The 15,664-nt window shown below is 69.4% G+C and carries 16 protein-coding genes; 12 read left to right on the top strand and 4 right to left on the bottom strand.

All coding sequences use genetic code 11. From position 1 onward, the window contains the following. Window positions 1-167: 167 nt before the first annotated feature. Together BUE16_RS10825 and cyaB are read right to left on the bottom strand one after the other, a co-directional pair. Window positions 168-1,382 (bottom strand): methionine adenosyltransferase, encoded by a 1,215-nt coding sequence (locus tag BUE16_RS10825; RefSeq protein WP_073309506.1) that lies wholly within the window; start codon window positions 1,380-1,382, stop codon window positions 168-170. Between the two features lie 60 nt (window positions 1,383-1,442). Beyond that, complete coding sequence (gene cyaB / locus BUE16_RS10820; protein WP_073309504.1) at window positions 1,443-2,084, bottom strand: class IV adenylate cyclase; 642 nt, start codon at window positions 2,082-2,084, stop codon at window positions 1,443-1,445. 194 nt (window positions 2,085-2,278) lie between these two features. Here cyaB and BUE16_RS10815 point away from each other — a divergent pair, with 194 nt between their 5' ends. The 6 genes from BUE16_RS10815 (at window position 2,279) to BUE16_RS10790 (ending at window position 6,695) form a co-directional block, all read left to right on the top strand. Further along, window positions 2,279-3,292 (top strand): FKBP-type peptidyl-prolyl cis-trans isomerase, encoded by a 1,014-nt coding sequence (locus BUE16_RS10815; RefSeq protein WP_073309502.1) that lies wholly within the window; start codon window positions 2,279-2,281, stop codon window positions 3,290-3,292. An 89-nt stretch (window positions 3,293-3,381) separates the two neighbouring features. Then, window positions 3,382-3,642 carry a hypothetical protein gene (locus BUE16_RS10810; RefSeq protein WP_073309499.1) on the top strand — a complete coding sequence of 87 codons (261 nt, stop codon included), beginning with the start codon at window positions 3,382-3,384 and terminating at the stop codon, window positions 3,640-3,642. An 84-nt stretch (window positions 3,643-3,726) separates the two neighbouring features. Continuing rightward, window positions 3,727-4,128, top strand: a complete 402-nt coding sequence (locus BUE16_RS10805) for a YlbF family regulator (protein WP_073309497.1) — start codon at window positions 3,727-3,729, stop codon at window positions 4,126-4,128. A gap of 114 nt (window positions 4,129-4,242) precedes the next feature. Then, the gene (locus BUE16_RS10800; RefSeq protein WP_073309495.1) at window positions 4,243-4,929 is read left to right on the top strand and encodes a MinD/ParA family ATP-binding protein; all 687 of its coding nucleotides are present in this window, start codon (window positions 4,243-4,245) and stop codon (window positions 4,927-4,929) included. A 37-nt stretch (window positions 4,930-4,966) separates the two neighbouring features. Further along, window positions 4,967-5,593 carry an RAD55 family ATPase gene (locus BUE16_RS10795; protein ID WP_073309493.1) on the top strand — a complete coding sequence of 209 codons (627 nt, stop codon included), beginning with the start codon at window positions 4,967-4,969 and terminating at the stop codon, window positions 5,591-5,593. Window positions 5,594-5,675: 82 nt separating this feature from the next. Further along, window positions 5,676-6,695 (top strand): sodium:calcium antiporter, encoded by a 1,020-nt coding sequence (locus BUE16_RS10790; RefSeq protein WP_073309490.1) that lies wholly within the window; start codon window positions 5,676-5,678, stop codon window positions 6,693-6,695. Between the two features lie 2 nt (window positions 6,696-6,697). On the opposite strand, the gene BUE16_RS10785 is transcribed toward BUE16_RS10790, so the two are convergent. Beyond that, window positions 6,698-7,684: a PhzF family phenazine biosynthesis protein gene (locus BUE16_RS10785; RefSeq protein ID WP_073309488.1), complete on the bottom strand. Its 987-nt coding sequence runs from the start codon at window positions 7,682-7,684 to the stop codon at window positions 6,698-6,700. Window positions 7,685-7,795: 111 nt separating this feature from the next. On the opposite strand from BUE16_RS10785, the gene dph2 reads away from it, so the two are divergent. Beyond that, on the top strand, window positions 7,796-8,833 hold the full coding sequence (dph2, locus tag BUE16_RS10780) for a diphthamide biosynthesis enzyme Dph2 (protein WP_073309486.1): 1,038 nt from the start codon (window positions 7,796-7,798) through the stop codon (window positions 8,831-8,833). 306 nt (window positions 8,834-9,139) lie between these two features. Here the strand turns inward: dph2 and BUE16_RS17365 are convergent, their stop codons facing one another. Beyond that, the gene (locus BUE16_RS17365) at window positions 9,140-9,268 is read right to left on the bottom strand and encodes a hypothetical protein (protein WP_268762493.1); all 129 of its coding nucleotides are present in this window, start codon (window positions 9,266-9,268) and stop codon (window positions 9,140-9,142) included. A gap of 167 nt (window positions 9,269-9,435) precedes the next feature. On the opposite strand from BUE16_RS17365, the gene BUE16_RS10775 reads away from it, so the two are divergent. The 5 genes from BUE16_RS10775 to BUE16_RS10755 all read left to right on the top strand — a co-directional run bounded on the left by BUE16_RS10775 (window position 9,436) and on the right by BUE16_RS10755 (window position 15,500). Beyond that, window positions 9,436-10,287, top strand: a complete 852-nt coding sequence (locus BUE16_RS10775) for an MBL fold metallo-hydrolase (protein ID WP_079991606.1) — start codon at window positions 9,436-9,438, stop codon at window positions 10,285-10,287. 142 nt (window positions 10,288-10,429) lie between these two features. Beyond that, on the top strand, window positions 10,430-10,876 hold the full coding sequence (locus BUE16_RS10770) for a universal stress protein (protein ID WP_073309484.1): 447 nt from the start codon (window positions 10,430-10,432) through the stop codon (window positions 10,874-10,876). Between the two features lie 92 nt (window positions 10,877-10,968). Continuing rightward, window positions 10,969-12,699 carry a prolipoprotein diacylglyceryl transferase gene (locus BUE16_RS10765; protein ID WP_073309482.1) on the top strand — a complete coding sequence of 577 codons (1,731 nt, stop codon included), beginning with the start codon at window positions 10,969-10,971 and terminating at the stop codon, window positions 12,697-12,699. A gap of 125 nt (window positions 12,700-12,824) precedes the next feature. Further along, complete coding sequence (locus BUE16_RS10760) at window positions 12,825-13,724, top strand: hypothetical protein (protein ID WP_073309480.1); 900 nt, start codon at window positions 12,825-12,827, stop codon at window positions 13,722-13,724. 153 nt (window positions 13,725-13,877) lie between these two features. After that, on the top strand, window positions 13,878-15,500 hold the full coding sequence (locus BUE16_RS10755) for a sensor histidine kinase (protein ID WP_073309478.1): 1,623 nt from the start codon (window positions 13,878-13,880) through the stop codon (window positions 15,498-15,500). The last annotated feature ends 164 nt before the right edge of the window (window positions 15,501-15,664 follow it).

The raw sequence follows: 15,664 nt of genomic DNA, 5'->3' as shown, positions 1-15,664 counted from the left end.
CGTTCGAGGTCCCCTTCGCGAACCTTTGTATCGGAAGACGGCACCAGCAACCGCGTGGTCTGACGATGACCGCGCGGCGGGGAGCGAAATTCCCGGCGACACCGCCGCGCGCGACGGCGGTCGGTGGGTGTCAGCTACTGCAGACGCAGCGCGAGCGACGCCGCCCCTCAGAACGTCGAGAGTTCGCCCTCGATGACGCGCCGGGTCACGTCGGTGACGTTGGCGAGCCGCTCGTCGATGATCGCGGTCGCCTCCTCCTCGATGTCGGCGACGGCGACGCCGTCCTCGGTGATGACCTGCGCGTCGGCGACGTGAGGCTCGTCGATGGGGCGGCCGATCTGCGAGAGCAGGCGAACCTGTAGATCGCGGATGCCGTCCATCTCCGTGACGACGGCCTCCGCGATGTCCGTCGAGAGGAGGTTGTAGATCTTTCCGATGTGGTTGACGGGGTTCTTGCCGGAGGTCGCCTCCATGCTCATCGGCCGGTTCGGCGTGATCAGCCCGTTCGCGCGGTTGCCGCGGCCGACGGAGCCGTCGTCGCCCTGCTCGGCGGAGGTGCCGGTCGTCGTCAGGTAGATCGACCCCGCCTCCAGGTCGTCGGCGGTGTTGACGGCGACGTTCACCTCGCGGTCGGTGTACCCTTCGGCGAGGTCGGCGACGTACGCCTCGACGCGCTTGGTCGCCTCGCGGTACTCGTCGATGTCGTCGACGTACGCGTCGACCATCGCCGCCGCGACCGTGATGTCGATCTGGTCGCCCTCGCGCTTGCCCATGATCTTCACGTCGGGGCCGAGCTCGGGGTGGTCGTCGTGGTACGGCCCGTTGAGCGCGCGCTCGGCCTCCCGGACGATCCGCTCGGTCTCGGTCAGCGGTGCGTGGCCGACGCCGAAGGAGGTGTCGTTCGCCATCGGCACCTGCGCGCCGTCCTCGCCGAAGACATCTTGGAGGTCGCCCGACCCCTCGCCGAGTTTCACGTCGACGATGATGTCGGTGCCGACCGCCAGTTCGGGGATGGTCTCGCGGAGGTACTCGCGGGCGGATTCGAGCGCGACGCGGCCGACGGGCAGCGTCAACTCCCGCCCGTCTTCGGTCTCGTACTGCTTCGTCGCACGGCCGACGATGAGCACGTAGATCGGGTCGACCACCTCGCCGCCGCCGTAGGCGGGCGCGGCAGTGCCGGCGACCAACTGCGTCTCGTCGGTGTTGTAGTGGAGCACCTTGCCGACGCGGTCGAGATACAACTGCGAGAGGCCGCGCGAGACCGCCTCGGCGATCCCGTCGCAGATGGTGTCTGGGTGGCCGATCCCCTTTCGCTCGACGATCTCTACCGCTTGGTCTTCAACCGCCTTCCGGTCGAGTTCAGAGACCTGAATGTTCCTCATTAGACGGTGGGAGGAATCGGGTCGCAGTATAACTTGCGGAAAGAGTTTTCTCGCGCCGAATTACTCTGAGGTATCGTTTGGCAGATCTTGCGATTGGAGCAGCAGCCCGAGGTACGACGTGCGGATCTGGTCGTCCGGATCGAGACCCAACTCGCGGACGACCGCGTACGCGCCGTCGCGGGCGGATTCTATCTCCGCCTCGACGGCCTCGCGCTCGACCTCGACGAACTCGCCGACGCCGGCCACGTCGTCGAGCGTGACGGTGTAGCCGTCGAGTTCGAAGAACTCCCGGTACTTCTCGACGGTCGCCGCGGGCGAGAAGCCGAGCCCGTCCAGGATCCCCGCTACGGCGTCGGCGTCGGCGACTGCCGTCTCGAACTCCTCGCGCGTCTTCGACTCGGCCTCGACGAGCGGTCCCTTGTAGGTGATCTTCGTCTCGGTGTCGCCGGTACCGGTGCCGGCGTCGGTGCCCGTACCGGTACCGGCGTCGATGGCGCGACTCCCGCCGCGCCCGTCGCCCCCGCCGCCGACCGTTTCATGGCGGATCCGGAGCGCTTCGTCCGTCTCGGCGAAGTCGCGGTGGGGCGCGTCGTAGTACGTGTCCACCTGCCGCACTCGCCGCGCGAGCGTCGCGGCACTGTCTGCGAGCCGATCTCGGACGGCGTCGTGGTCGGCGCGGACCTTCACCTCCACTTCGTACATGCGACGGCGGTCGGGGTGACCGAGCAAAAGGGTGGCGCGTCCGAGTGTCTCGAAGCCGAGCGTGTCGGGGCTGGGCGTGTCGCGGCCGGGTGTCCGCCCTCTGGCGGATCGTCGGCGGATCCCATCGTCGTCGGGGAGTTGGGCCGCTCGACCGAAACGTGACTGTTAAGAAGCGCACGAGCGACGATGCGCATATGAGCGAAGAAGAGCAGGCCGAGGCGGCAGACGCCGCCGACGCCGGCGATGAGGCGAGCGAGGACGCGGTCGAATCCGAGGAGTCCGACGACGGGATCCAGAACGGGGACTTCGTCCGCCTGGACTACACCGTCCGCACCGTGTCCGGCGAGGACGAGGACGAGGGCCGCGTCGTCGACACGACCCGCAAGGAGGTCGCCGAAGAGGCGGGCATTGACGACGACGAGTACGACTTCTCCCCGCGCATCATCGTCGTCGGCGAGGGCCACGTGTTCGGCACCGTCGACGAGGACCTCGTCGGCAAGCACGTCGGCGACACGAACGTCGTCACCGTCCCCTCCGAGGAGGCGTTCGGCGAGTTCGACCCCGACGACGTGCGCACCGTGAGCGCCGAGAAGATCCCGGAGGACGACCGCTACCCCGGCGCGCAGGTCACCATCGACGGCGAACAGGGCTACGTCGAGACGGTCATCGGCGGGCGCTCGCGCGTCGACTTCAACCACCCGCTGGCCGGCGACGACCTCGAGTACGACTACGAGATCCTCGAACTCGTCGAGGACGACGAGGAGAAGGCAGCCGGCCTCATCGGCATGTACCTCCAGGAGACCCCCGAGGTCCGCATCGAATCGGAGACCGTCGAAGAGGAGATCACCGTCGAGGCCCACGAAGACGAGGAGACCGGCGAGGTCGAGAAAGAGACCGAGCTGCAGGAGGTCGACAAGCGCTCGCTGTACATCGAGGCCACGCCGATGATGCAGATGAACCAGCAGTGGATGTTCTCGAAGCAGCAGATCGCACAGGATATCATGGGGCGCCTCGACCTCGACCGCGTCGTCGTCGAGGAGGTCATCGACGGCTCCGGCGGCATGATGGGCGGCATGGGCGGCATGATGGGCGGCATGGGCGGTATGGGCGGCGGCGACGTCGAGGACGCCCTCGACGACGTGGACATGGACGATGTCGATGTCGACGCCGACGAGCTCGTCGAGGAGCTCGAGGGCGCCGAGGAGTAACGCTCGACCGACGCGACCGCGCGGGAGACGCTCGCCGCGTTCGGACCGAACCGACATCGATTACTTTCGGTTCACACATCACTCGGTAGATGGATCTCAGCGACGCGCGCGAGGACCTCCTCGTCGCCGCGGCGGCGGCGTTGGGGGCGGTCGGGCTGACGGTCGTGCTGGACCTGCTGGCGGGCGTCCCGGTGTCGACACCCGTGAGGGTCGCCCCGCTGGCCGTCTACTTCGCGTACCTGTTCACCCGAAAGGGGGGACCGTACGGCTCGTTCGACACCCCCCGCAACTGGACGGCGTTCGTCGTCGTCGTCACGGTCGCGGCCGCCGGCTACGCGGTCGCGACGTAGCTCTCGCCGGCGCGCGCACACCGCCGCAGTTCCCCACGGTTCCCCAGCCGCGGGGCTTAACAGCGACCGATTCCAAGGCGACTCATGAGCATCGAGACCGACGCGCCCGAGGCGGCCGCGACCGACGACTCCGTCGAAGCCCTCGCGACGGAGCTGGGTGCGGCTATCGCCGATACCGCCGAGTATCGCCGGTTCGAGGAGGCGAAGGCGGCCGTGCAAGACGACGACGAGGCACAAGCGCGGATCGCCGAGTTCGAGCAGCTCCGTCAGGAGTTCGCGATGGCCCGCCAGGCCGGGAAGGCCGACCAAGAGACGATGGAGAAGGTGCAGTCCGCCCAGCAGGATCTGCACTCGCTGCCGGTAATGCAGGAGTACGTCGAGGCGCAGGACGAACTCCAGCGTCGACTCGAAACGCTGAACGAGGCAATCTCAGACGAGCTGATCGTCGACTTCGGCGGCGAGGCCGGCGGCTGCTGCCACGACTGAACCGCGGCGTCGCTCGCGCGCTGCCGACCCAGTTTTCGACGGTGACCGAGCGAGTCGACAGCCGCTCGCTTCGGCGCCGCGAGGGTTGAAATCCGATCGCGACCCAGCCGGTCCATGCTCGCGGTCACCGGCGGGAAGGGCGGCACGGGAAAGACGACGACGACGCTCGGAGTGGCTCGCGCGCTCGGAGCGGCCGGAACGGCGGCGATCGCGGTCGACGCCGACTGGGACCTGCCGGATTTGGGCGCCCTGGCCGGCGGGGAGCGGCGGGTCGCGTACCCCGATCGATCGGAGGGACGATCGCCGCTTGCAGCGACGGTTCCCGACGGCGAAGCCAGGGGGGTCCGGGTCCTCCCGGCGCCGACCGACTCCCGCGAGCACGACCTCCGTGGGACGCTTCGAGCGATCGCCGCCGACGCGCCGCGGGGGGCGAGCGTACTGGTCGACTGTCCCGCGGGAGCCGCCCCGGACGCGGTCGCGCCGCTTCGCGTCGCGGACGGCGCGCTGCTTGTGACCGAACCGTGCGTGGCCGCGCTCCGCGACGCCGCCAAGACCGCCGCCGTCGCACGCCGTCTGGGGACGCCCGTCGTCGGTGCAGTCGTGACGAGGGCGGCGGCCGTCCCACCGGGCCTCACCGACCTCCTCGGTTGCCCGGTCGTGGCTCGCATCGCGCGCGAGACGCGCGAAGACGCCGTGACTGGCGGTCCACTTGCGAGCGAGCGAGTCGCCGCGGCGTACGAACGCGCGGCGGAGACGCTGTGGGTGTCGGAGTCGGCGGACAACTCCTCACCCGGCCCGTGAGAAACGATTATCATCCAACGGGTTGTTGTTCGGACGCATGCAGGATCGCCTCCCGACCGGGATCGACGTGCTCGACCGCCGGTTCGACGGCGGGATCCCGGCCGGGAGCATCGTCTTGTTCTCGGCGGAGCCGGCGAGCCAGTCGGAGCTGTTGTTGTACGAGCTCACGGCCGCGCGAGGGACGCTGTACCTCACGACCCTGCGTTCCGACCAGGCGGTCACGGACGCGATCGACCGGACGAAATCGCGGGTGGGAACGCCCACGGTCCGGGACATCGGCGGCGACGCACCGCTGGACGCGGCCAACCGCCTCGTCAGCGCGCTCCCCGAGAACGCGAACCTCATCGTCGACGTGGTCGACCCGCTCGAGCGGACGGACCGCTCGCGATACCGGCGCTTCCTCACCGAACTCCAGACGGCGATGGTCAACACGGAGAGCGTCGCCTTCCTTCACGCGATGAAGCGCGACGACGAGCCGCGCAATCGCGCGATGACCGAACACGTCGCCGATGTCGTGTGGGATCTCGACACGCAGGTGCGGGGCAGCGACGTGGTCAACAAGCTCGCCGTCCCGAAGTTCCGCGGCGGTCGCGCGCTCGACGAGACGGTGAAACTGAAGCTGGAAGAGCAGGTGGCCATCGACACCTCCCGCGACATCGCGTAGGCCTCGCGTTCGGCTGACGGCCGACCGACGATGATCGTCTCGTACCGGTTCGATTTTTCACGTCGGGGGTCCGGTCTGAGATATGGTCTCGCTGCTTTCTGCGGTCGCGCTCGCCGTCGTCGGCACCGCCGTCGTCTGGGTCGGCGGCGGTCGCCTCGAATCCGCGAGCGAACGCCTCGGCGCCCACTACGGACTCCCCGCGGTCGTGCAGGGGGCCGTCATCGCCGCCGTCGGCTCGTCGTTCCCGGAGCTGACGAGCGTCGTGTTGGCGGTGTTGCTGCACGGGAACTTCGACCTGGGCGTCGGCGCGATCGTCGGATCGGCGGTGTTCAACATCCTCGTGATCCCCGGCTGGAGCGCGCTGCGGGGGCGCGGGCTCCGGGCAGACCGCGACGTGGTGTACAAGGAGACGCAGTTCTACATGCTCGCGGTCGCCGTACTGCTGCTCACGTTCTCGCTGGGGGTGATCTACGCGCCACAGCCCGTCACCAACGGGCTCACGTCGACGCTCACGCGACCGCTGGCGCTGATCCCGCTCGCGCTGTATGCGGTGTACCTCTTCATCCAGTCGCAGGATGTCTCCGACTTCGAGGCCCCCGTCGTCGACGATGTGACCCCCGCCCGTCAGTGGCTGCTGCTCGTGGGCTCGCTCGTCGCGATCCTCGTCGGCGTCGAGGCGCTTGTGCAGGCGGCGCTCTCGCTGGAGACCGCCCTCGGTGTCCCGTCGACCGTTTGGGGGCTCACCGTCGTCGCCGCGGGGACGAGCCTGCCGGACACGGTCGTGTCGGTACGCGCGGCGGAGGCCGGTCGCGGGCCCACGAGCCTCGCGAACGTCCTCGGGAGCAACACCTTCGACCTGCTCGTTGCCATCCCCGTGGGCGTGCTCTTGGTCCCCGACGGCGCCGTCGAGGTCGACTTCGGGACCGCGGTTCCGATGATGGGCTTTCTCACCGTCGCGACGCTCGGGTTCCTCGTCGTCACGCGCACGAACCTCGAACTCGACCGTCCCGAGGCGGTGTCGCTGCTCGGACTGTATGGCGTCTTCATCGCGTGGATGGTGCTGGAGACGCTGGGGGTGACGGCGCTCGTTCCGGGCGTGTGACCCTACAGGACCCGACCCTCGGCGACCGGAACGACCGAGCCGCCGACCTCGACGCGCGGGTCGTCGTCCGCGTCGCGCTCGGCACGCAGGCGGAGCCGTGAGGGCCGCCCTATCTCGTACCCCTGTTCGACGGTAGCCGCGATGGGGCCGCCTCCGAGGTAGTCGCGTTCGAGCATCCAGCCGGCGAGACAGCCGGCCGCCGACCCGGTCGCCGGGTCCTCCGGCACGCCGGCCCAGTCCGCGAATACCCGCGCGTGGAGGTCGCCGCCGTCGACGCCGCCGCGAGCGAACGCGAGGACGTTGTGCCCGCCGTACTCGTCGATGAACTCGCCGTAAGCCGGCTCCGTCGTCGCGGCGCGCTCCACGGCGCCGATCGAGGAGAGGGGGACGACGAGCGTCGGCAGCCCGGTCGAGACGGCCTGCACCGGGTGTTCGCCGTCAACGTCGTCGCCGTCGAGCCCGAGCACGGCCGCGGCGACCCTCGCCGGGACCGTCTCCCCGAAATCGGGCGGAATCTGCCGCATCCAGTACTCTCCGCGTCCGTCGTCGCTGTCGCCGGCGGCCCCCTCGTCGGTGCGCTCGACCCACACGTCGATCGGACCGACGCCGAGGTTCAGCGTCAGTTCGTCCACGCGGTCGGCGTCGCGGGCCGTCGCAGGACCGTCGCCGGCAGCGTCCGCGTCGCCGTCGGCGACGCCGGAATCGCCGCCGACCAGCTCCCGCAGGACCGCAGCGGTGCCGAGGGTCGGGTGGCCGGCGAACGGGATCTCCTCGGCGGGGTCGAAGATGCAGACGTCGTACCCGCCGTCCGTCATCCCGGCGACGAACGTGCACTCCGAGAAGTTCGTCTCGCGGGTGAGCGCGAGCGCGTCGGCGGCGTCGATGTCGCCGGCGTCGTGGAACACCGCCAGTTGGTTGCCGGTGAATCGCTCGTCGCCGCGGGCGAACACGTCCACCGTGTGAAAGCGGTGGCCCGTCGCGTCGGTCATGGCCGAGAGATCGCACGCGAGCGGGAAGGTCGTATCGGGGGCGTGAGAGGCGTTCGCGCGCGAGTCGCCGGAGCGCGCCGTTTAACCGCGTCCGGTCGGTAGCGGTGTGCAATGAGTCAGCGGAGCGAGGGCGACCTCACCAACACGGGGATGTCGCTCAAACACGACCGCGAGTGGGACTACGAGCTCGATCGCATCGTCGAGGCGGTCGAGGAGCGCGACGCCGACAAGGTCGGCCTCCAGTTCCCCGAGGGGCTGAAACGCCGCGCGCCCGCGGTCGCCGACGACCTCCGGGAGCTGACGGAGGACGTGACCTACCTCATCTCGGGGCAGCCGTGTTACGGCGCCTGCGACCTCGACACCTACCTGATGCGCCGGTGTGACGTGTTCGTCCACTTCGGCCACTCGCCGATGAAGGAGTCGGACAAGATCATCTACGTCCCGCTGTTCTCCAACGTGGACCCCTTCCCGATCATGCAGGAGTCGCTGGCGGAGCTGTCGGACCCGGAGGAGGACCCCGACGTGGGACTCGTCACGACCGCCCAGCACATGAACCTCTTCGGCGACATGGTCGACTGGCTGGAGGAGCGCGGCTACGAGGTCCACACCCGTCGCGGCGACGACCGCCTCACCCACGAGGGGCAGGTGCTCGGCTGCAACTACGCGAGCGCCGACATCGACGCCGACCAGGTGCTGTACGTCGGCGGCGGGAAGTTCCACCCGCTCGGCCTCGCGATGGAACACCCCGACAAGACCGTCGTCATCGGCGACCCCGTCAACAACGTGGTGACGATCGCCGACACCGAGAAGTTCCTGAAACAGCGCTACGGCGCCGTCCACCGCGCGATGGACGCAGACACCTTCGGCGTCATCTTCTGCACGAAGATCGGACAGGGCCGCTGGGACCAGGCCGAGGAGATCGTCGAGGAGAACGACAACGCCCACCTCATCACGATGGACGAGGTGACGCCCGACCGCCTGCGCAACTTCGACTTCGACGCGTTCGTCAACACCGGCTGCCCGCGGATCACGACCGACGACGGCCCGCGGTTCCACAAGCCGATGCTCACCCCCGGAGAGTACGAGATCGCCGTCGGCAACGAGCCGCTCGAAGACCTCGAGTTCGACACGTTCCACGGCACCTGGTAGTAGCTGATCGCCCCGCTCGCCGGCCCACCGCGAGCGCCGGCCCACCGCAAACGATACACCGCGAGCGTTCCCTTCGCCGCCGATTCCCTCCACACGCACTGCGGGGAGAGCCGTCGGAGCGCTGGTGTTGGCAGTGCCCGCGGCGATCCCGGTCCTCGGCGGGCCGATCAACTGAGTCGTCGGCCTCCCGTGCATCGGGATTGTCGGCCACGACCGCTACGTGAGCTGGACGGAGTGACGAACCGAATCGGCCCCGAACGTGGTGGACCGCGCCAGTCCGGGACCGAACGGAGCGGCCCGACCGCCTCAGCTCGGCGGACCGAACGGTCGTCGGTCGGCCGGGCCGAACGTCTGTGCGTCGACTCGGTCGACACATTCGGCGATGTTCTCGCGCATCGCGGCGAAGCCCAGCGTTCGTGCGACTCTCGCGCGCATGTCTCGTCTGTTCGTGCTCTCCATGATATGCTTTTGGGGGACGATACCATGTCAGATAGTTACACGCCCATTTCCGCGTCGCAGTAGTCCGTCCCAACCGCCGTGAGGGATCGCCTACCGAGCGCCGAGCCGACAAGCCTTACCCCTCCTACTCGGAAGCGACTCACATGAGCGACGCGAGCGACCCCGCGATCACGTCCGACTGGGGCGACTGGCTCCCGCGAACGATCGAGGCCGCCGAACCCGACGGTCTGGCCGTCTGGTACCTCGGCTGCAACGGCTTCGTCCTGAAGGGTGCAGACGGGACGAGCCTGTGGATCGACCCGTACGTCGGGCTCGGCGACCCGCCGCGGACGGTCCGGATGATCCCGGTACCGTTCGATCCGCACGACGTGTACGACGCCGACGCAGTGCTGGCGACGCACGAGCACACAGACCACACGCACGGCCCCTCACAGGCGCCGATCCTCGCGAACTCTGGCGCCGAGTTCTACGCCGCGGACGACTCGCTCGCGGTCACTGACGAGGAGAGATGGACGGACGACTGGGACGTTACAGCAGACCAGTTGCACGAGGTCGAGGAGGGCGACTCCCTGTCCGTCGACGGCTTCGACATCGACGTGGTGACCGTCAGCGACGCCGACGCGACGCACCCGGTCGGCTACGTGATCCGGTACGGCGACGCGACCGTCTTCCACGGCGGCGACACAAAGCCGCACGACGGCTTCGCCGACCTCGGCGCGGAGTACGACATCGACCTGGCGGTCGTCGCGTTCGGCTCCGTCGGCCGCGTCCCCGACAAGGAGACGCGAGCGCCCCAGCGCACCCGCTGGTACTGCGACGAGAACCAAGCCGTCGAAGTCGCCGAAGCGCTCCGGGCCGACCGCATGCTCCCGAGCCACTGGGACATGTGGAAGGGGCTGACCGCCGACCCGACGGCGCTGCACGAACACGTCCGCAGCTTCGAGTATCCCGGACGCCTCGACATCGTCGAGATCGGCGACCGGCTCGACCTCTGACCGGTCGAAGGGGACGCCGATCTCCGCGGGGAGTCGCCGATCTCCGGCCGTGCCGACGCCCATCGCGGCCGCCGTCCGTGGCGCGTGTCAACATGCGCTCGAACCATCGGGATTTTTTATCTCCTCCCGATTTTCGGTCGCTATGGACCACGCACTCGCAGTCGTCGGACCGACCGAGACCGCAAAGACGTTGACGCGCGAAGCGGGCGAACTTGCGGCCGGCGTCGGCGCCGACCTCACGCTGCTGCACATCACCGACGAGGACGATTACGACGAACAGCGCGAACAGCTCGCACAGGTCACCCGGGGGGACTCCACCTACAGCGTCGGGCAGGCCGTCGAGGGCGCGCGGGCGTACGCCTCCGACATCGGCCGGGAGGTGCTGGAGGACGTCGACATCGACTACGAGACGGTCGGCACCGTCGGCGACCGCGCCGAAACGGTGGTGGCGGAGGCTCGCAGACGCGGCTGCGATCACGTCTTCATCGCCGGACGCAAACGCTCGCCGACCGGCAAGGCGCTGTTCGGCGACGACACCCAGCGCATCATCCTCGACGCCGAGATGCCCGTCACCGTCGTCACCGAGTAGTCCCCCCACGGCCGCTGTGCGCCGGCCTCGCGGCCTGTCGAAGCGATAATCGGCCCGGTGACTTTTTATACTGTACTCGGCTCGGTGTATCCATGAGCCAGGGGCCCGATGTCACCGACGCCGTCACCGTCGAGGAAGACGGCGTCACCGTCGAGAAACGCTTCACCGCCGACGAGTTCCCCGTCCCGGCGATCGAGTTCACCCTCCGCTCGGACCGCGAGGGCGAGATCGAGTTTCGCCTCGTCGACGAGATCCCGGAGGAGTTTCCGATGGACCGCATCGGCTTCCACCCGGAGTACGAGTCCGAGCACTGGACGGCGTACCAGGACCACCGCGTCGAGTACCGGCGTCGCCTCGACGCCGGCGAGGAGGTGGTCACGGTGTACGGGATCCGAACCGACGATCCCGCCGACGGCGACCGATTCCTCGGGGAGCCGACAGTCGCCGAGGTGGCCGAGGACGACGACCCCGTCGGCGATGTTGCCGACGTGATCGGCGACGACTCCTCGCAGGCGGTGCGCGACGTGCTCGCCGGCGGCGACGCCCCCGATGCGGCCGACGACGGCACGGCTGACGACAGCACGGACGGCCTCGATCTCGCGGGCGCAGAGGCGGATCTCGGCGCCGAGGACGCGGCCGATCCCCTCGCGGCGGACGCGAGCGACGACGACTCCGCCCCGAAGGAGGCGCGGATGGCGGACGAGTCCCCCGCCGAGCTCCTCGACGACCTCTCCGACGAGGAAGCCGCCGAGGCCGACGAATCACTCGACATCGAGGGCGAACGGGACGCAGTCGGCGACGACCAGCCGGAACCGGACGTTGCCGAGGAACTGGAACCGGACGTTGCCGAGGAACTGGAACCGGACGCCGCAGATGGCGAGGGCGCCGACACCAGTGAGGCGGACGAGGACTTCGAGGAGCCCGAGGCGGTCGGCACCGAGGAGAGAGCAGACGAACTGAGCGAGTCTTCGAACCGAACGGGAAGCGGAGCAACCAGTGAGGACCCGACCGCGTCGGCGGGTGCGGCCGGCGGCGTCGCCGCGGGGGGTGTCGCCGCAGCACTCGCCGAGGAGCTCCGTACGGGGACCGTCTCGGAGGAGGACAAGGCGGTACTTACGGAGGAACTCGAACTCGATCACTCGACGAGCGTCGACGCGCGCATCTCCCGACTGCAGTCGAAAGTCGAGGACATGGCCGCCTACTCGAACGCGCTGGAGGAGTTCATCGACGAGAACGGCCTCGCCAGCGAGTGGATGGACGGGCTCCAGGCCGACCTCGACGAGCTGCGCGACGACGTGGCCGAAACGCGCGAGGAGGTCGCCGACGCGGCCGCCGACCGCGACTCCCTCCGCGAGGAGGTCGGGTCGGTCCGCGAGGACGCGCAGTCCGCCAGCGAGGAGGCGGCGACCGTCCGCGACGAGATCGACGACCTCCGCGGGGAACTGGATGACCTCGGCGGAGAGGTAGACGACCTCGGCCAGGAGGTTGGAGACGTTGGCGATGAGGTGGCCGACACCGCCGAGTCGGTCGAGTCCTCGATCGCGGAGGTCCGCGCGGATCTCGACGACCTCGCCGAGGAGGTCGCCGACGAGGACGAGGCCGTCGCGGAGGTCCGCGAGGAGCTGGCGTCGATCGGCGACGACGTCGAGTCGGTCTCGGCGCTCGTCGACGACGAACTCTCAGAGATGCGCGCGGAGCTGGAGGATGTCCACGACGACCTCGAGGAGTTCGAGGAGTTCCGGACGCGCCTCTCGTCGGTGTTCGGACCGGGCGGCGCTGCCGGCGCGGGCGGTCCCGGAGAGAGCGGCGACGACGAGCAGTAACGCGACCCCACGAGGGGTATCGCGGCGCCCCCGGCGGGATGAGCCTCGCTCCATCGCCGCGGGCGTTCCGTTCGGACCGTGCCGGAAACGCGCCGCTTTTGCACCGGGGTCTCCACGTTCCGTCAATGAGCAGACCCGTCTCCGTCGCCGTCCCTCGGAAGGGGCGACCGCTGGAGGCCGCGCTGGAACGGCTCGCGGCGGCCGGCGGCGACGACGCGGCGACGCTGGCCGACGACGTGTCCTCGACGCTTCGGTACGAGAAGGCGATTACGAAGGGAAGCGATCGCGACCAGCGCGGCGTGTACGACCGCTTGGCGGCCTACAGCGATCCGGACGGTAGCGGTCCCGAGTACACGCTGGTGCGCGACGACCGCGAGGGCCACCCGCGGCGCATCGTCTTCGACTCGGCGCGGCTATCGGTCGACGGGCGCGAGGTCCGTCTGGTCGGTCGCGAGGAGCCGTTCCGCGCGCTGCGCACCCATGACGTGGCGTTGGGATTCGACTCCGCCGACCTCGTGCTGGAGGAAGTCGTCGGGCTGGAGCCGGAGGGTGTCTCCGACCTCTCGGACGTGAACGCGCGAATCGACCCGCGCGACACCGACGTTCGGGTGGTGACCGGCCTCGGCGATACCGTCCGGCACACGCTGATGGCGACGCCCGAGACGATCTCCGCCGGCGCCGAACTGGACCGGTCGTTCGTCGCCGACTACGAGGGATCGCTGTGCATCTCCCCGCGCTACGAGCGGCTCGTCGAGGCGGTGCTCGGCACCGACGCGCTCTTGGGCGTCGAGTTCGTCTACCCCGACCCCGGACAAGAAGAGGAGGCGGCGATCGCCGAGACTGGACTCGGCGTGTACCTCACGGTTACGGGCGGAACCGCCCGCGACCACGGGCTCGTCCTCGGCGAGGATCTCTTCCCCAGCGAGACCGTCCTGATGGAGAATGAGGCTGAATCGACGCGCGCGACGCGCTCGCTCGAGATCGCGCTCGCCAGCGGCATCGACACCGCCCTCGCGCCTGAGTGACGGCGGGACCGGGTGCACGCAGGCAAGGCAGGGCTGAAGACGATCGGTGCACCCGCACGGGACGCGTGGGCGTCCGGCGGCGCGACATCGGTGTGACTGTCGACGCCGACACAATGGGCACCATTATGTACGTCCGACAACACGTGTTCCTCGATGACAGTTCGGCGCCGTCACGTGCTGTACATCGGTCGCGGGGAAACCGAACGCGGCCGCAGTACGAGGGAACTGCACGCGACGCTAGACGCAGCGACCGTCTCGACGGAGGCCGACGTGGCGACGGCGGTCGAGCATCGCCCGAACGGGCGGGCGGTCGACTGCGTCGTGCTCGGCGCCGGGGTGACCGACCCCGAGGCGCTCGCCCCGCTGGCGGAGTTGGGAGCCGAGCGGGGACCGGTTCCAGCCGTCACGCTCGCCGATAGCGGGATCGAAGCGGCCGCCCGCGACTCGACGGGCGTCGCCGTCGCCGCGACGGTCGGAACGGAAGAGAGCGACCCGTACGAGACGCTCGCGTCGCGGGTGCGAGCGGTCCTCGAACGCAGCGACTGTGCGGAACCCGCCGCCGCGAGCGGTCATCCCGGTGATCGGACCCGCGACGACCGACCGGGGGGCGTTCCGACCGGTGGCGGCGTGCCGTCGACCGATCGCGGCACGCCCGACGGGACCCTCAGCCGGTGTCGGCTGTTGGTCGACCGGAGCGACGATCCCATGGCGGTGGTAGACGACGGACGGTATCGGTTGGTCAACGATGCGTGCGTCGATCTGATCGGTCGGCCACGCGAGCAAATCCTCGGAGCGACCGACGACGAGCTCTTTCCCGAGCCGATCGCGGCCGAACTCACCCGTCACGCTGAGCAGGCGGACGAGCACGGGGAGCCGCGTGAGCATCGTATCGAACTGGAGGTCGACGGCGACTCCCGGATCATGGACATCGTGCACCTCCCTGCCGAGCAGTCAGCCGTCGGGTCGGGAACGACCGGCCGGATCGCGAGCGACGTGACCGAACAAGTGGAGCGAGAGCGGCTGCTGCGCGAGGAGCGCGACCGGTTGGAGTCGCTGGCGAGCGCCGTCGCACACGACGCGCGGAACGCGATCCAGCTCATCACCGGGCGGACGACCCTCGCGAAGGAGTCGCTCCCCGTGGGCGCGGACGAGTCGCGGTCGCATCTCGACTCGCTCGGCGTCGGGATCGACCGACTCGACGACCTCGTCACCTCCTTGGAGTCACTTCGAGGCGTGAACGATCCCGTCGCCGACCCCGTTCCGGTGTCCGTCGACGAGGCGGCGCGCGACGCGTGGGAGGCGCTCGCCGCGCCCGCGGGGCGCCTGTGCGTTCGCGGGGACCCGGTCGTTCTCGGCGACCCCGCTCGGATCCGCACGCTCTTGGAGAACCTGCTCAAGAACAGCATCGAACACGGGATACCCAATCGCGAGGCGACCCCCGGATCCGGAGGCCGCCTCGCGGTCGCCGATGCGACGGCGGGCGACACGGATCCGCGATCCTGCGCGGGAGCCGAGGCGCAGATCACGGTGACCGTCGACGACCTCGACGACGGCCGCGGCTTCTCCGTGAGCGACGACGGAGCGGGAATCTCCGAGACCGAGCGCGAACGCGTGCTCGAGTTCGGGTACTCGTCGGACGGAGGGACTGGGCTCGGGCTCGGGGTCGTCGCGGGGATCGCCGACGCGCACGGCTGGACGGTCGAGATTGACGAATCCGCCGAGGGCGGCGCTCGGTTCGATATCCGCGAAGAAACGCTCGATTCGTTCGTGTCGTAGCCGACCCATTCTCGTCGCAAGGCGTTCGTGTTCGTCCCTTCACCGCTCGTCGTGTTCGAGTCCCGGCTGCGGCCCGCCGGCCGCGATACGCAACGTGGCGGAGTCGAACCGGCTCCGCGGACGCCGCGTGACACAACCTCGGAGGATCGACGTGACCACAACCT

Origin of the sequence: Halobaculum gomorrense (assembly GCF_900129775.1) — an archaeon.
In the GTDB taxonomy this organism is placed as follows: Archaea; Halobacteriota; Halobacteria; order Halobacteriales; family Haloferacaceae; genus Halobaculum; species Halobaculum gomorrense.
This window is presented reverse-complemented; position numbering and strand designations above follow the sequence as displayed.

Excerpts from the sequence above, each read along its gene's own strand:
- BUE16_RS10825 (WP_073309506.1), bottom strand. The coding sequence starts at position 1,382 with ATGAGGAACATTCAGGTCTCTGAACTCGACCGGAAGGCGGTTGAAGAC.
- cyaB (WP_073309504.1), bottom strand. The coding sequence starts at position 2,084 with ATGTACGAAGTGGAGGTGAAGGTCCGCGCCGACCACGACGCCGTCCGA.
- BUE16_RS10815 (WP_073309502.1), top strand. The coding sequence starts at position 2,279 with ATGAGCGAAGAAGAGCAGGCCGAGGCGGCAGACGCCGCCGACGCCGGC.
- BUE16_RS10810 (WP_073309499.1), top strand. The coding sequence starts at position 3,382 with ATGGATCTCAGCGACGCGCGCGAGGACCTCCTCGTCGCCGCGGCGGCG.
- BUE16_RS10805 (WP_073309497.1), top strand. The coding sequence starts at position 3,727 with ATGAGCATCGAGACCGACGCGCCCGAGGCGGCCGCGACCGACGACTCC.
- BUE16_RS10800 (WP_073309495.1), top strand. The coding sequence starts at position 4,243 with ATGCTCGCGGTCACCGGCGGGAAGGGCGGCACGGGAAAGACGACGACG.
- BUE16_RS10795 (WP_073309493.1), top strand. The coding sequence starts at position 4,967 with ATGCAGGATCGCCTCCCGACCGGGATCGACGTGCTCGACCGCCGGTTC.
- BUE16_RS10790 (WP_073309490.1), top strand. The coding sequence starts at position 5,676 with ATGGTCTCGCTGCTTTCTGCGGTCGCGCTCGCCGTCGTCGGCACCGCC.
- BUE16_RS10785 (WP_073309488.1), bottom strand. The coding sequence starts at position 7,684 with ATGACCGACGCGACGGGCCACCGCTTTCACACGGTGGACGTGTTCGCC.
- dph2 (WP_073309486.1), top strand. The coding sequence starts at position 7,796 with ATGAGTCAGCGGAGCGAGGGCGACCTCACCAACACGGGGATGTCGCTC.
- BUE16_RS17365 (WP_268762493.1), bottom strand. The coding sequence starts at position 9,268 with ATGCGCGCGAGAGTCGCACGAACGCTGGGCTTCGCCGCGATGCGCGAG.
- BUE16_RS10775 (WP_079991606.1), top strand. The coding sequence starts at position 9,436 with ATGAGCGACGCGAGCGACCCCGCGATCACGTCCGACTGGGGCGACTGG.
- BUE16_RS10770 (WP_073309484.1), top strand. The coding sequence starts at position 10,430 with ATGGACCACGCACTCGCAGTCGTCGGACCGACCGAGACCGCAAAGACG.
- BUE16_RS10765 (WP_073309482.1), top strand. The coding sequence starts at position 10,969 with ATGAGCCAGGGGCCCGATGTCACCGACGCCGTCACCGTCGAGGAAGAC.
- BUE16_RS10760 (WP_073309480.1), top strand. The coding sequence starts at position 12,825 with ATGAGCAGACCCGTCTCCGTCGCCGTCCCTCGGAAGGGGCGACCGCTG.
- BUE16_RS10755 (WP_073309478.1), top strand. The coding sequence starts at position 13,878 with ATGACAGTTCGGCGCCGTCACGTGCTGTACATCGGTCGCGGGGAAACC.